This window comes from Hymenobacter elongatus (assembly GCF_004745955.1).
Taxonomy (GTDB): domain Bacteria; phylum Bacteroidota; class Bacteroidia; order Cytophagales; family Hymenobacteraceae; genus Hymenobacter; species Hymenobacter elongatus.
The window spans coordinates 82,182-95,901 of record NZ_SRLD01000004.1 but is presented as its reverse complement, the minus strand read 5'-3'; the positions used below and the strand labels follow the sequence as shown (position 1 = coordinate 95,901).

Sequence of the window (13,720 nt, the reverse complement as noted above, 5' to 3'; positions counted from 1 at the left end):
TTTGCAAAGATAACGGGTAGCTACCCCAACTAACGAACTCCGTGCGGAATATTGTCGCTCTTTGCGTATCGGGCCTATTGTTTCTTTCTGGCTCGTCGGGAGCCGTAGGGCCGGGAGCATCCGGTCTGCCGCCCCGAAAGTATCATTTGCGTACCGTGGTGCTCGATGCCGGGCATGGCGGGAAAGACCGTGGCTGCGCCGGGGTGAAAGCCCGCGAGGCCAACGTGTCGCTGAAAATCATCCTGGAAGTGGGCCGCCTCATCGAGGAAAATATGCCCGACGTGAAGGTGGTGTATACCCGCAAAACCGACGTGTTCGTGGAGCTGGCCGACCGGGCGGGCATTGCCAACAAGCACGGGGCCGACCTTTTTATCAGCGTGCATTGCAACGCCAGCGCCCCGTCGGCCTACGGCACGGAAGTCTGGACGATGGGGCCCCACAAGACCGACGCCAACCTCTCGGTGGCCAAGCGCGAAAACGCCGTTATTCTGCAGGAAGACAACTACAAGGAGCGCTACAGCGGTTTCGACCCCACGTCGCCGCAAAGCCACATCCTGTTTTCGCTCTACCAAAGCGCCCACATGGTGAACAGCCTGCGGTTTGCCCAGCAAATCGACCGGCAGTTTCGCACCACCGTGGGCCGCCACTCGCGCGGGGTGAAGCAGGCGGGCTTTCTGGTGCTCTGGAAATCGACCATGCCCTCGGTGCTGATTGAGGCCGGCTTTCTGACCAACCGCGCCGAAGAGCAATACCTCAACGATAAATCGGGGCAGTCGTATATGGCCTCGGGTATCTACCGGGCTTTCCGGGACTATAAGAAAGAACTGGAAGCCATGAACGGGGAATAAACGGCCTTCACCCACGTTAGCCAGCGGTTATTGCCGCCTCATACCACACCACACACTCAAGCCCTGACGCAGCGTGTCAAAAGAAATTAAAGTGGCCCTGCTGGGCATTGTTGCCCTGGCAGCCTTATACATTGGATTTAGCTTTCTGAAAGGCAGCAACCTGCTTTCCTCCGACCGTACCTACTTCGCCAAATACGATAACGTGGACGGCCTGACCGTAGGCAACCCCGTGATTCTGAACGGCGTGAAGGTGGGGCAGGTGAAAAACATGGAGCTCATACCCGAGGAGCGCAACCGCATCAAGGTGTCGCTGGAGCTGCAGAAGGGCATCACCGTCGGCGACTCGACCGTGGCCAGCCTTTCGGGCTCGTTGCTGGGTAGCAAAACCATTACCCTGTTTCTGGGCAAAAACTCGAAAGTCTACGAGGGTGGCCAGGAGCTGAAGTCCTACACCGTGGCCAGCATCACCGATGCTTTCCAGGCCAAAGCCCTGCCCGTGCTCGGCACCGTCGACTCGACGCTGATTAAGGTGAACAGCTTCCTGAGCAAGGAGGCGCGGGTGAGCCTGCAGGCTACGCTGCTCAACGCCCAGGGCTCGACGGAAGCGCTGAAGAATCTGCTGATTATGAACCAGCGCAACATCAACCAGATTACGACCAATATGGCCAAGCTGACCAGCGACCTGAACACGACCAGCAAAAAGTTCGACCGGATTGCGGCCAACTTCGCCGTGCTCAGCGACTCGCTGAAAAGCGCCCCGGTGGGGCCGGCCATGCGCAAGCTCAACGCCACCATGACCGAAGCCCAGACGGCTATGACCGGCGTGAACAAAGCCCTGACCGACCAGAAAGGCTCGCTCGGCAAGCTCATCAACGACACGCTGCTCTACAACAACCTGAACTCGACCGCCCGCAGCTCCGACGCGCTGCTCAAGGACTTCAAGGCCAACCCCAAGCGCTACGTCCACTTCTCGGTGTTTGGCGGCGGAGCTAAGGAGAAGAAAACCAAAACCGAAGTGGAAACCACGGCCACCAAGCCCAACGGCGCGGAAGTCAGCACTGAAACCAAAACGACGGTGAAATAAGCGTCGGTCGCCTGAATTCAGAATATCCTACCTTTGAATCCGCCCCGCTCCGGGGCGGATTTTTTGTGCCCGCACGGTGAAACCGGGGGCTGGTAAACTAGTCTGTGTGGACAGTAATCGAGAAAGCAGTCTTGGATGCTTTGTGAACGTCATGTCGACCAGCGGGAGACATCTCGCGTGCGGTCATTTGCAGTACTACTCCTACGTCCGCACGCGAGATGTCTCCCGCTGGTCGACATGACGTTCTTTGTCCTTACTGTCCACACACCCCGGCCGGCCGTGTGTTCGGCGCGGACTTCCACCGTGGGGCAGTAAACTCACCAGCGTCTCCTTTCATTGCCCCACCACCTCATTCTCTCCATTTCTCCATCCCACCCGCATGAATCTCGAGTTTAACAAAAACGAAGACGGTAGCAAGCAGCTCAATTTTCAACTTTCCCAGCGCCTGAAGAAGGTGCAGCTCGGTGGCGGCGAAAAGCGCATCGAGGCCCACAAGGCCAAGGGCAAGCTCACGGCCCGGGAGCGGATAGCCTACCTGATCGATAAGGAGTCGCGGACGGTGGAAATTGGGGCGTTTGCGGGCGAGGGAATGTACAAGGAGGAGGGCGGCTGCCCTTCGGGGGGCGTGGTCGTCGTTATTGGCTGGGTGCAGGGCCGGCAGTGCGTCATCGTGGCCAACGACGCCACGGTGAAAGCCGGGGCCTGGTTCCCGATTACGGCCAAGAAAAACCTGCGGGCCCAGGAAATTAGCATCGAAAACAAGCTGCCCATTATCTACCTCGTCGACTCGGCGGGCGTGTACCTGCCGATGCAGGACGAGATTTTCCCCGATAAGGAGCACTTCGGCCGCATCTTCCGCAACAATGCCGTGATGAGCTCAATGGGCATCGTGCAGCTGGCCGCCATCATGGGGCCGTGCGTGGCCGGTGGCGCGTATCTGCCGATTATGTCCGACGAAGCCATGATTGTGGACGGCACCGGCTCGGTGTTCCTGGCGGGCTCTTACCTGGTGAAGTCGGCTATCGGCGAAACCATCGACAACGAAACGCTGGGCGGCGCTACCACCCACTCCGAAATTTCGGGCGTGACGGACTACAAGTTTGCCACCGACGAAGAATGCCTCACCCATATCCGCAATATCTTCGACAAGCTCGGGGCCAACCCCACGGCCGGCTTCTCGCGCAAAGCGGCCGTGGTTCCGGCCAAAGACGAAAAGGAAATTCTGGGTCTGCTGCCCTCGGACCGCGCCAAGCCCTACGATATGATGGACATCATCCATCGGCTGGTCGATAACTCGGAGTTTGAGCCTTACAAGGACCTTTACGGTCAGACACTGATCTGCGGCCTGGCCCGCATCGATGGCTGGGCCGTGGGCATCGTGGCCAACCAGCGCAAAATCGTGAAGACCAAGAAAGGCGCCATGCAGATGGGCGGCGTTATCTACAGTGACTCGGCCGACAAGGCGGCGCGCTTTATCATGAACTGCAACCAGAAGAAGATTCCGCTGGTGTTTCTGCACGACGTGTCGGGCTTCATGGTGGGCTCGCAGAGTGAGCACGGCGGCATCATCAAGGACGGGGCCAAGATGGTGAATGCCATGGCCAACTCGGTAGTGCCCAAGTTCTCGGTTATCATCGGCAACAGCTACGGGGCCGGCAACTACGCCATGTGCGGCAAGGCCTACGACCCGCGCCTCATCGTGGCCTGGCCCACGGCCCAGCTGGCCGTGATGAGCGGAGCCGCCGCCGCCAACACGCTGCTCCAGATTCAGGTAGCTTCCCTCAAAGCCAAGGGCGAAGTCATCACGCCCGAAGCCGAAAAGGAGCTGCTGGACCGTATCAAGGCCCGCTACGACGAGCAGCTCTCACCCTACTACGCCGCTGCCCGCCTCTGGGTCGATGCCATCATCAACCCGCTGGAAACCCGCAAAGTCATTTCGGAGGGAATTTCAATGGCAAATCACGCGCCGATTGAGAAGGCGTATAATGTGGGGGTTATTCAGGTGTGATATTCAATTTCACTAAATAATCTCACTAAATATGGCTAATTGGTCAGCAGCAGATTGGGCAGGGGTAATAGGTGCATGTGCGTGGGTGCCTATTATTATTTCGTTTATTAAATCCCGGCTTACTAAGCCTAAACTAAATATCATCCTCCATAGAGAAGCCGAATTAGGGTACACTACATTTGGCCCGATTTTTAATGTGAGCATGGCATTGTCTGCTGAAAATGCAGAGTCATTGGTTAATAAAATTGAAATCGACATACAAGGTCCAAATCAGGAGAAACATCGGTTTGCATGGGATTGGTTTGAAGAAAGATTCTATGATATAGAATATACAGAGATAGGCTCAACTCCTGTTACTAAAAGGCAGAATGCAGTTGCTATTAAAGTTGCCAAAGAAGGTATTGCTGAGAGAAAAATTGGCTATAGCGGTTTCGTGAACGGTGGAACCCGGCTGATGTAGAGACGCGTATTCGCGTCTCATCGTTCGTGCCGCCTGCCCGGTTTCGTTCAACGACGAGACGCGAATACGCGTCTCTACATCGGGTGTCTACGGTTTGCGAAACCGCTATATAATGAAGAGGTTTATAAAATAAATTATAATAGATTGTTTTCTGCTACAAATGAAATGTATGACAATATAAAAAATGGTGAGCAAAATATACAAAGTTTGAAATCAACTAAAGAATATAACGATTTAAAAAATATACTATCGGGTTCTATGCTATGGAAGCAAGGAAAATACAACTGCGTAATGAAGGTTGGTGTACTAAATTTGAAAAAGCCCTTTATTAAAGAATTTAATTTTGAATTATCTGTATTAGAAGTTAAGCTGTTGCAGAAAAACATAAAGGTTTGCGAAGGTATTTTGGATAAACATTACTTTTCAAATGATGAAGCGACTCCTGTAACTTGGAATTGGGTCAATCCTAAACTTATATGATAGGCGCATGAAAACCCTCTACCTCCTGGCCGGCTGCAACGGCGCGGGCAAAACCACGGCTGCCTACGCCCTGCTGCCGAATCTGCTGGATTGCCGGGAGTTCGTGAATGCCGATGAAATTGCGCGGGGCCTCTCGCCGTTTCGGCCGGAGACAGTGAGCGTGCAGGCCGGGCGGCTGATGCTTACGCGGCTGCAGGAGCTGCTGGCCGCCGGCGAAACCTTTGCGCTGGAAACCACGCTGGCTACGCGTATCTATCTGCCGTTTATCGAGCAGGCGCGGGCGCAGGGCTACGCGGTGCACCTACTGTTCTTCTGGCTCAGTTCCGCCGATCAGGCGGTAGCGCGGGTGAAAATACGGGTGCGGGAAGGCGGGCATAACATTCCGGAGCCGGTGATTCGGCGGCGCTACGAAACCGGGCTGCGCTACTTTTTCAGCCGGTATCGAACCGCTGTCGATACCTGGCTATTCGTAGATAATACCACCACGCCCGGCAAAGTGGTGGCCGAGGGCACACCGGATGAAATACTCGTGTCAAATGCGGAAATTTGGCCCCGTCTAACGACCATCTACCATGACGAAGCAGGAAGATATTAACCACGTTCGGCAGCAAGTGCGCAAAGGCTTGCTGGTAGCTTCCGAAAATCTACTGGCCTTTAAGCGCTACAAAAAAACGCCCGTAGTCATTATCCGCGACGGACAAGTGGTGGAAGTTGAACCCGATGCGCTGCCATCGGCCGCGCCGAAAGCGGCATAAGTCCGCCGCTGTAGAACTACTTCCCGGCCCGCCCGCAACCTCCGTTGCGGCGGGCCGCTTTGGTTTCGGGGTTGCAAGTGGCGCTGGCTCCCTGGTCGGTTTTCGCTGCTTGTGGCTACCGGGTATCGTGGGAGTTACACAATCGAAATTTTTTTTTCGATTGTGTAACTCCGCCAGCTCCTCTTCTGAAGGCACTGCGAGCAGTCGCTTGGCGGGGCCGAGTGACGCCTGCGCCTGAGCGGCCGTGCTGCGAAGCAGGCCGCGCCCCAGGAACGGACCCAGCCGCACGCAAACTGCTAACTTGGGCCTGTTGTGCGGCATAGCCAGGCGACTGCGGCAGTTTACATTTACCGCCACATGGATAGCTGACAAGAAATGAAGCTGTTTAGGAGGTCGTTGAAATCAAATAGGACGCCAGATCAAGCATGACGTTCGATAAACTTGTTAAACAGCTTCAATGGGAGTTTTTGGCACCGCACTATTTTCTGACGACCTGGCCGCTGACATTCGGGCTGAATTCAAAGAGCTCATTGGCGATGGTAAGACGCCACAAGAGGCAACGGATGCCTTGGCAGTGACCTATGCGGCGTCACTACATGATGAGGATGAAGCAACCGTTTTTTGGCTGGCGCTGGCCGCGACACAGTGGAAAACGGGCCGCCTCTTACCCGCTGTCAAAGACGAAGCCATCCGCATCATCGACACCGGAGCCGATCTGAACAGGTGGATTGCGGAAGGGGATATAAAGCAAGTGGAGAAGCGAAAAGCCGTATTGCAGCAGCTTCAGGAGCAGCTCCACTCGCCGCTACCGGCTGCTAAGCGCTTGGCCAAGGTCTATAAGAGTTCCACTCCTTTCGAAGTTGGGGACGTATTTAGCTACGCCCATTCTTCGGGCAATTTTGCCTTGCTGCGCGTATTGGGGCACGCCGTCGATGCTGGTGGCTGTTCTCCGCGATGCGAATTGCTGGATTTCTTTGCCAAGGATATTCCGCAGGCGAATGAGGTGTTGGAAAAGCTGCCTTTCGTCATTCTTAGCACCACTTTACTCCCTACGCCAGAGCACACAACTCAACTACGGATAGGAGATATTGCCCGTAAGCATGAGCCGAAAGAGAAAGTCAGGCTGGTGGCTAAGGGCATACAAAGCCAACAGCGAAACATCGGCCCGTGGTGTTGCTATCTGTGGCGGAATTTCGATGAGAAACTGACATCCATTTTCTTAGATACAACGGTTTCGTGAACCGTAGCCACCCAATGTAGAGACGCGTATTCGCGTCTCGTCGTTGACCGAAACCGGGCAGGCGGCGCGGGCGACGAGACGCGAATACGCGTCTCTACAGCAGCCGGGTTGCACCGTTCACGAAACCGCTATAGCTAGTAGGCTTGTTCCTGAATAAAGTGAAACGAAAAAAGAACGTCATGCTCATCTGGCGTCCGCTTGTCGAAGCATCTCTACCGCAGTACCAATTAGATACTACTGCGGTAGAGATGCTTCGACAAGCGGACGCCAGATAGAGCATGACGGCCTATTCGAAACCGCTTTAAGAACGTGTGTGGGAGTTGGTAAAAATCCTGTTTGCGTCCTGCTCATCTGGCATCCGCGCAGCGGAGTCGAAGCATCGCTACCGCTTCGGCGAAAAGCCATTACCGACGCAGTGAGACTACGAGCAAAAGTGGCGGCTTTTCGTTACTTTGTATGTGTCAGCGAGTGTAAAATGACGGTGCTATGGCGACGCATACGAAGCAACGGCTCATCAAGAGGCTGCGGTGGTACCAGCCGGCCGAACTACTCAATGCCGTGCTGGCTACGGGCCTCACGCTGTACGTGCTGCTTGAATATCGGCTGGCCGACACCTACACGCTGGTATTTGGGCTGCTGCTGATGACGTTTATCCTCTACCAAGGCGCGTACTACTGGAAGCTGAAGCTGAAGTCGCTGGCGGGAACCTCGACGCTGAAGCCGGACTCCGTGGACCGTTTCGCCGCCTTCAAGCGCCTCAACGAACTCATGATCGGCAGCGGCCTACTGCTGCTGGCGGTGCAGTTCGTGAGCAACGGATTCAGTTTTCGCCCGGAAAACAGCGCCGGGTGGGCACTGGCCGCCAATGGCTTCGGAATACTGGAATACATCAACTATTACCACCGGCAGCTGATGATCGACAATATGTATGACGTGAGCTACCTGCTGCGCAACAAGCGGCTGAAAATAGCAAGCCTACGCAAAGACCTTGATGACAATCAGAAATAACAGTTGGGTGGCAGCTTGAATTCAGGCTTGGTAACTGCTGATGCTGTTCAGGTCGTGCCAACCTCCCAGAACGTCCTGCTTCGACAAGCGCAGCATGACCCGAAAAGCGAAACCCCAAACACGCTCTAACAGAGTCGGGGACTTCGCGTAATTTTACTGACCGCTCCGAAAAAGCCAGATCCGGCACGCGCAACTGCCCCTAACCCGGATTGCCTGCTGCCGGACCGAAGCAGCCGCGCTCCACAACTCGCTCCGGAATTGAACATTACCCCCCGGCTGATATGTTAATTTCAAGCACCAAGGACCACGATGCGGCTTGGGTTGCCTTTCTTTGCTATTTCCCGTATGCCGGAAGCCCGCTAGCAGCGCCGATCCGCTATCCAATCCATGACCAATAAAGAAATCAAAGCTCTAATCTCCCTGCTGGACGATCCGGAAATCGCCCCGCAGATTCAGGACCGTATCCAGACGCTGGGCGAGAGTATTATTCCATTTCTGGAGGAATCGTGGGAAGAAAGTCTCGACCCCCAGCAGCAGCAGCGCCTTGAAGACCTGATTCACAACCTGCAGTTCGATGGCCTGCAGCAGCGCCTGCGCGTGTGGCGCGACTCGGGCAGCGAAAATCTGCTGGAAGGCATGTGGCTGCTCAATTCCTACCAGTACCCCGATGCCGACCTGCAGGCCCTGAACCGTGCCATCGAGCAGCTGCGCTTCGAGGTCTGGACCCTGCTGCGCCCCGAGATGCACCCCGCCGACCAGATACAGGCGCTGAATTCCGTGTTTTTCCGGACGCACAAGTTCGCGGCCAACACTCAGAACTTTCATTCGCCGGCCAACTCCATGCTGCATCTGGTGCTGGAAACCCGGCGTGGCAATCCGCTGACGCTGTGCGTGATTTACCTGCTGGTGGCTCAGCGCCTGGAGCTGCCGCTCTACGGCGTGAACCTGCCCAACCTGTTCGTGCTGACGTACCGGCCCAAAGACCGCACCGTCCTTCCGTTCTACATCAACTGCTTCAACCGGGGCCTGATTTTGTCCCGCACCGATATTGAGCACTATGTAGCGCAGCTAAACCTGTCGTCGAACGATATTTTCTTCGACCCATGTTCCCACCTCGACATCGTGCGCCGTGCCCTGCGCAACCTGATGCTGAGCTTCGAGAAAATGCAGGAACCCGCCAAAGCGGCCGAAGTCAGCAAGCTGCTGGCTATCCTCATCGACGAAAGCGGCGCGGCCACCGACGCGGCCACGGAAGAGGAATAATAACTACTGATTGCAGCGCGGAGACTTAAAGCGAAGAGTCAAAACATGTGCCCTATTCACCGGAACGCCCCAGCATCTATGCAGATGTTGGGACGTTCCGGTGAATAGGGCACATGTTTGAGTTGTTAAAAACGGTCATGCTGAGCGAAGTCGAAGCATCTCTACCGCTTCGTTGGACTGCTTAAACGAAGCGGTAGAGATGCTTCGACTTCGCTCAGCATGACCGTTTCAGTATTTTTTTGCTAGCTCAAATAGCTCCTAAGACGTGTTGCCAACCGTGAATACTTACGGCTTTTTAATCAGGCAGCCGGCGGCGCGCTTATCTGCCACGCCCACGGGCCGGCCGGCCAGGATATTGTCGAGGGCCTGGGCCAGGTAGCGCTCCTTGGCATACGCTTCCACTTGGGCGTTGTCGTCGATGGCCCCTTTGTAGCGCACCACGAAACCGGTAGCGGTGGGTTGCAGCAGTACGGCCTCGGGCGTTTTAGTGGCTCCCAGCAGCGCGCTCACCTTCTGGCTTTCGTCGGTGAGGTAGGGGTAGTCGTCGGCCCCGGTTACTTTCATCTTCAGTTTCTCCACGTCGGCGGCTTCGGCGGTAGCCTCCAGGTTGATGGGCGTGTTGATGAACAGAAACTGCACCCCCCGGCCGCTGTACGCGGCGTTCAGCGCGTTCAGCCGGTTTTGGTAGAGCTTGGAAAACGCGCAGTTTGGATTCACGAAAACCACCACCACGGCCTTGCTTTGGGCATAGCTGCTGAGCGTAACAGTAGCATTGGTGGGGCTTTGCAAGCTAAAGTCGCTGACGGTCCGGCCATCCTGGGCGCGGGCTACTCCCACGGCGAGGGTACAGAAAACCAGGGCCACGGCGGCAATAAGAGAGATTCGGCGAAAGGTCATAGTGAGGGTAAGGTCAGAGAGAAGGAGGCAGTACGGCTTCTACGCAATGCGTGAGCACATACTCAGGCGTGAGGCGCTGGTAGTAGATCTGGTGTTGGCTGCGGGAGTTTTCTAGCAGCAGGTGTCCCGTCAATACACCGGCCTCCCGCAGCTCAAACGGATTGAGCTGAATTTGCTCCTTGAACACCAGGCCCCGGCGACTGTGCAGCTTATAGAGCGTCTCTTTGGCACTCCAATAGAGACTGTGTTTGGCTACGTCGTCGCCGGTGTTGGCTAATTCGGCTTTCGATAAAAACCTGGTAGCCAACTGTTGCGCTTTGGGGCGTATCAATTCAATATCTGTGCCAACGCGTCCTTGCGTGGCCACGATGCCGGCCAGCCACCGGCCCGAGTGCGACAACGACACGGCATAGTGGGGTAGTTGCTCGAAGAAAGGGCGGCCATTGGCATCGTTGCGCAGCACGGCCTGCGCGCCGGGTGTCACTTGCTGTAGTAAGGCGTGGGCCAGGGCCCGGCCTGCCAACCACTGCAGGCCCCGGTTTTCGTCGCGGGTGACGGGCTGGAGCTGGCTATACAGCTCGGGTCGGGGCACCTGGCGCAATAAGTCGGTCGCCAGGTCCGTGAGCTGCCACAGCCCCAGCAGGGCGTGTTCGGAAAGCGGCGTAACGGAGTGCAAAGGCATAGCGACTATACTACGGGCGCGGCCCGGCCGCCAGATTGCCCGGCCCAAGAATAAAGTGGAGCAGCGGTAGAAAGCAGCAAAGCCGGTTTTCGACTGTCTTATGGGCTCTGCTCGTCAAATCTGAAGTATTTTTGTTCCAAATCCTAACCCAACGCTATGCCGCTGCTCTTTCGTCCGGAGGTCAAGAAACTCGCCACGCTCAGCGGCCACCGCGACTGTGTGTACGCCCTGGCGGGGGCGGCCGGCGAGTCGGTGGTCTACTCCGCCGGCTCCGATGGCTTTGTGGTGGCCTGGAGCAGCGACGCGCCCGAGCAGGATGGCGAGCTGGTGGCCCGGGTCGAAAACTCGGTGTATGCCCTGCGCTACCTGCCCGAGCGGAACCTGCTGCTGATTGGGCATAATTTTCAGGGCGTGCAGGTTATCGATCTGGCCGAGAAAAAGCTGGTGCACGCCACCGCGCTGCCGCCCGTGGCCATCTTCGACATTGCCTACTCCCATACCCGGCAGCGCCTCTACGTAGCCCTGGCCGACGGCACGCTGGCCGTGCTCCACAGCCAGGACTTTCGGCTGCTACAGCTGCTGCGGCTATCTGACAAGAGCCTGCGCTGCCTGGCCCTGCAGGAGGAGAGCGGCGAGCTAGCCGTGGGCGGCAGCGACACGCTGATTCGGGTGCTCGACGCGGCTTCGCTGACGGTGAAATACACGCTGGCCGGCTCCACCAATTCCGTGTTTACGGCCGCTTACTCGCCCGATGGCCGCCACCTGCTCACGGCCGGGCGCGATGCGCACCTGCGCAGCTGGGACGTGGCCGCCGGCTACCAGGAGCGGCAAAGCATTGTGGCGCACCTCTTTACTATTAATAACATTGCCTACAGCCCCGATGGGCAGTTTTTTGCCACCTGTAGCATGGATAAGTCCATTAAGCTCTGGGATGCCGAAAGCTTCCGGCTGCTGCGCGTGCTCGACAAGGCCCGGCACGCCGGGCACGGCACTTCCGTGAACAAGTTATTTTGGTCAGGCCGCCGGAATCGGCTAGTTTCGTGTAGCGACGACCGAAGTCTTGCCGTGTGGGAGCTGCACGTCGCCCCCAATTCCTTATGAAAATTACCGCCCTCGATATCCGGCAGAAAACCTTTGAAAAAGCTTTTCGGGGTCTCAACAAAGAAGAAGTAGAAGCCTTTCTGGTAACACTCTCGCAGCAGTGGGAGCGAATGGGGGATGAAAACCGGGAGCTGCGCGTCAAGCTGGACCATGCCACGCAGGATGTGAGCAAGATGCGGGAGGTTGAAACCTCGCTGTACCGCACCCTGAAAACGGCCGAGGATACCGGCAACAGCATTACTGAGCAGGCCCAGCGCGACGCCGAGCTGCGGGTGCGCGAAGCCCAGCTGAAAGCCGAGCAGCTGCTGGCCGATGCCCGCCAGAAAGCCCAGAGCGTGGTAGACGACGCCTACAAGCAGGCCGAGAAAACCGTGGCCGAGATGAAAGCCGAAGTCACGGGGCTGGGGCAGGAGTGCCAGCGCCTGGAAAGCCAGCTCGAAAGCCTCGTGCGGGATTTGGAACGCCTGGCCAACGACGCTCTCGACAAAGTGGAAAAGGTGAAGGCCCGGCCGAAAACCTCGGCGGCGGCCATCCTTTCGCGGGCCGCGAGCGTAAAGGTGAGCAGACCCGATTCCTCACCCGAAACCCCCACTGCCATGTACGTAGGCTCTGCTTCCACCTCTTCCGTAGCCGCCGTTGCGGGGGCTGCTGCCACCACAGGCGGCACCAGTGCCGACAACCAGCCGGCCGCGCGCCCCATCGGCCCGCAGCCGGGCAGCTACAACCCCAAGCCCGGCCAGCAGCCCGACCCCGGCGCGCCGGCCCAAACGCCCGGCCCCGACATTGAGCCGAACCGCATGCCCAACGAAAATCCCGGTCATGTGGAGCCCTCACGCATCTATCAGCCCGAGCCGAGCCGCGTGCCCGACCCCAGCGGGCCCCGCATCGAGCCCACCGCCCCGGATATTCAGCCCATCGGGCCCAACCACCCCGAGATTTCGCCGCCGTCGCCTGCTACGCACCCCGGTATGGCGGCTGCGGCCCCAACAGAAAAATCGTTTTTTGACGAAATCTAGGTAGTCGTATCTTGCCTCAACGGATAGAAGCTATGAAGCTGTTTAGTAGGTAGACTGCTCGTCATGCTGAGCTTGTCGAAGCATCTCTACCGCACCATCAGCGCCAGCCAGCGAAGCGGTAGAGATGCTTCGACAAGCTCAGCATGACGGTGTGACTGATTTTAATGACTTCCTAAACAGATTCTATTCAGGAATTCGTAACGACCTCAATTTCTCAGAACGTTCGGCTTCATCTGGCACCTGCCTGCCGAAGCAGCACCCGAATTCATGACCAGCTTCACAAAAAAGTGAGACTTCCACAATCCGGAGTCTCACTTTTTTTATTCGCTTTGCTCTCGGTCGACTACTGATATTGAGCGTAGCAGATCCCCGAAGAGTTGTTGTGGATGTTATGGGCTTATCCGGCTTTCTTGTGTCGGTTACAAAACAGCTTTACCCCAAGCGGAGTACCTACTTGGTTTCGCTTTTACCTTTTTACTACACCACTACACATGGGCCAGATTGCACTGGAGGGAATGGAGTTCTTCGCTTTTCACGGGTATTATGATGAAGAGCAGAAAATTGGCAACAAGTACGGCGTCGACCTCTACATCCGCACGAATCTGCACGCGGCCGGCACGTCCGACAAGCTGGATGAAACCGTGAACTACGAAGTGCTGTACCGGCTGGTAGCGGAAGAAATGCTGGCCCCGGCCCGCCTGCTCGAACACCTGGGGCATCGGATTCTGGACCGGATTCTGGCCCGCTTTCCCCACGTGCAGACTGTGAAGGTGTGCGTGTCGAAGTTCAACCCGCCGCTGGGCGGTATTTGCCACCGGGCCCGCGTCACGCTCACGCGCAAGCGTCCGGCGTTGCAACCGTAAGATTCGCCTGTAAGT

General features: G+C 56.9%; 15 protein-coding genes. 13 read left to right on the top strand and 2 right to left on the bottom strand.

Annotated features, from left to right (window positions below):
* Nucleotides 1-41: 41 nt before the first annotated feature.
* From E5J99_RS03435 to E5J99_RS03390, 10 genes are all read left to right on the top strand, one after another.
* The gene (locus E5J99_RS03435; protein WP_135496317.1) at nucleotides 42-848 is read left to right on the top strand and encodes an N-acetylmuramoyl-L-alanine amidase family protein; all 807 of its coding nucleotides are present in this window, start codon (nucleotides 42-44) and stop codon (nucleotides 846-848) included.
* Between the two features lie 73 nt (nucleotides 849-921).
* On the top strand, nucleotides 922-1,932 hold the full coding sequence (locus tag E5J99_RS03430) for an MlaD family protein (RefSeq protein WP_135496316.1): 1,011 nt from the start codon (nucleotides 922-924) through the stop codon (nucleotides 1,930-1,932).
* Nucleotides 1,933-2,311: 379 nt separating this feature from the next.
* Nucleotides 2,312-3,940 carry an acyl-CoA carboxylase subunit beta gene (locus E5J99_RS03425; protein WP_135496315.1) on the top strand — a complete coding sequence of 543 codons (1,629 nt, stop codon included), beginning with the start codon at nucleotides 2,312-2,314 and terminating at the stop codon, nucleotides 3,938-3,940.
* A gap of 31 nt (nucleotides 3,941-3,971) precedes the next feature.
* Nucleotides 3,972-4,400, top strand: a complete 429-nt coding sequence (locus E5J99_RS03420; protein WP_135496314.1) for a hypothetical protein — start codon at nucleotides 3,972-3,974, stop codon at nucleotides 4,398-4,400.
* A 144-nt stretch (nucleotides 4,401-4,544) separates the two neighbouring features.
* Nucleotides 4,545-4,880, top strand: a complete 336-nt coding sequence (locus tag E5J99_RS03415) for a hypothetical protein (RefSeq protein WP_135496313.1) — start codon at nucleotides 4,545-4,547, stop codon at nucleotides 4,878-4,880.
* 7 nt (nucleotides 4,881-4,887) lie between these two features.
* Nucleotides 4,888-5,475 (top strand): AAA family ATPase, encoded by a 588-nt coding sequence (locus E5J99_RS03410; RefSeq protein ID WP_135496312.1) that lies wholly within the window; start codon nucleotides 4,888-4,890, stop codon nucleotides 5,473-5,475.
* Nucleotides 5,453-5,635, top strand: a complete 183-nt coding sequence (locus tag E5J99_RS03405; protein ID WP_135496311.1) for a hypothetical protein — start codon at nucleotides 5,453-5,455, stop codon at nucleotides 5,633-5,635. The genes E5J99_RS03410 and E5J99_RS03405 overlap by 23 nt, the downstream gene beginning before the upstream one ends.
* 457 nt (nucleotides 5,636-6,092) lie before the next feature.
* Nucleotides 6,093-6,875: a hypothetical protein gene (locus tag E5J99_RS21575; RefSeq protein WP_210114397.1), complete on the top strand. Its 783-nt coding sequence runs from the start codon at nucleotides 6,093-6,095 to the stop codon at nucleotides 6,873-6,875.
* A 486-nt stretch (nucleotides 6,876-7,361) separates the two neighbouring features.
* Nucleotides 7,362-7,883 (top strand): hypothetical protein, encoded by a 522-nt coding sequence (locus E5J99_RS03395; RefSeq protein WP_135496310.1) that lies wholly within the window; start codon nucleotides 7,362-7,364, stop codon nucleotides 7,881-7,883.
* Between the two features lie 387 nt (nucleotides 7,884-8,270).
* On the top strand, nucleotides 8,271-9,146 hold the full coding sequence (locus tag E5J99_RS03390) for a transglutaminase-like domain-containing protein (RefSeq protein ID WP_135496309.1): 876 nt from the start codon (nucleotides 8,271-8,273) through the stop codon (nucleotides 9,144-9,146).
* A gap of 285 nt (nucleotides 9,147-9,431) precedes the next feature.
* Here E5J99_RS03390 and E5J99_RS03385 read toward each other — a convergent pair whose 3' ends face one another.
* Together E5J99_RS03385 and E5J99_RS03380 are read right to left on the bottom strand one after the other, a co-directional pair.
* Complete coding sequence (locus tag E5J99_RS03385; RefSeq protein ID WP_135496308.1) at nucleotides 9,432-10,043, bottom strand: redoxin domain-containing protein; 612 nt, start codon at nucleotides 10,041-10,043, stop codon at nucleotides 9,432-9,434.
* A 13-nt stretch (nucleotides 10,044-10,056) separates the two neighbouring features.
* On the bottom strand, nucleotides 10,057-10,725 hold the full coding sequence (locus E5J99_RS03380) for a 4'-phosphopantetheinyl transferase superfamily protein (protein ID WP_135496307.1): 669 nt from the start codon (nucleotides 10,723-10,725) through the stop codon (nucleotides 10,057-10,059).
* 156 nt (nucleotides 10,726-10,881) lie between these two features.
* On the opposite strand from E5J99_RS03380, the gene E5J99_RS03375 reads away from it, so the two are divergent.
* The 3 genes from E5J99_RS03375 (at nucleotide 10,882) to folB (ending at nucleotide 13,705) form a co-directional block, all read left to right on the top strand.
* Nucleotides 10,882-11,826, top strand: a complete 945-nt coding sequence (locus tag E5J99_RS03375; protein ID WP_135496306.1) for a WD40 repeat domain-containing protein — start codon at nucleotides 10,882-10,884, stop codon at nucleotides 11,824-11,826.
* Nucleotides 11,823-12,842, top strand: coding sequence for a DivIVA domain-containing protein (locus E5J99_RS03370; protein WP_135496305.1), 1,020 nt, complete (start codon nucleotides 11,823-11,825; stop codon nucleotides 12,840-12,842). The genes E5J99_RS03375 and E5J99_RS03370 overlap by 4 nt, the downstream gene beginning before the upstream one ends.
* 491 nt (nucleotides 12,843-13,333) lie before the next feature.
* Complete coding sequence (gene folB, locus E5J99_RS03365) at nucleotides 13,334-13,705, top strand: dihydroneopterin aldolase (protein ID WP_135496304.1); 372 nt, start codon at nucleotides 13,334-13,336, stop codon at nucleotides 13,703-13,705.
* Nucleotides 13,706-13,720 lie beyond the last annotated feature (15 nt).

Coding starts and splice junctions, on each gene's coding strand:
- E5J99_RS03425 (WP_135496315.1), top strand. CDS start 2,312: ATGAATCTCGAGTTTAACAAAAACGAAGACGGTAGCAAGCAGCTCAAT.
- E5J99_RS03420 (WP_135496314.1), top strand. CDS start 3,972: ATGGCTAATTGGTCAGCAGCAGATTGGGCAGGGGTAATAGGTGCATGT.
- E5J99_RS03410 (WP_135496312.1), top strand. CDS start 4,888: ATGAAAACCCTCTACCTCCTGGCCGGCTGCAACGGCGCGGGCAAAACC.
- E5J99_RS03405 (WP_135496311.1), top strand. CDS start 5,453: ATGACGAAGCAGGAAGATATTAACCACGTTCGGCAGCAAGTGCGCAAA.
- E5J99_RS21575 (WP_210114397.1), top strand. CDS start 6,093: ATGGGAGTTTTTGGCACCGCACTATTTTCTGACGACCTGGCCGCTGAC.
- E5J99_RS03395 (WP_135496310.1), top strand. CDS start 7,362: ATGGCGACGCATACGAAGCAACGGCTCATCAAGAGGCTGCGGTGGTAC.
- E5J99_RS03390 (WP_135496309.1), top strand. CDS start 8,271: ATGACCAATAAAGAAATCAAAGCTCTAATCTCCCTGCTGGACGATCCG.
- E5J99_RS03385 (WP_135496308.1), bottom strand. CDS start 10,043: ATGACCTTTCGCCGAATCTCTCTTATTGCCGCCGTGGCCCTGGTTTTC.
- E5J99_RS03380 (WP_135496307.1), bottom strand. CDS start 10,725: ATGCCTTTGCACTCCGTTACGCCGCTTTCCGAACACGCCCTGCTGGGG.
- E5J99_RS03375 (WP_135496306.1), top strand. CDS start 10,882: ATGCCGCTGCTCTTTCGTCCGGAGGTCAAGAAACTCGCCACGCTCAGC.
- E5J99_RS03370 (WP_135496305.1), top strand. CDS start 11,823: ATGAAAATTACCGCCCTCGATATCCGGCAGAAAACCTTTGAAAAAGCT.
- folB (WP_135496304.1), top strand. CDS start 13,334: ATGGGCCAGATTGCACTGGAGGGAATGGAGTTCTTCGCTTTTCACGGG.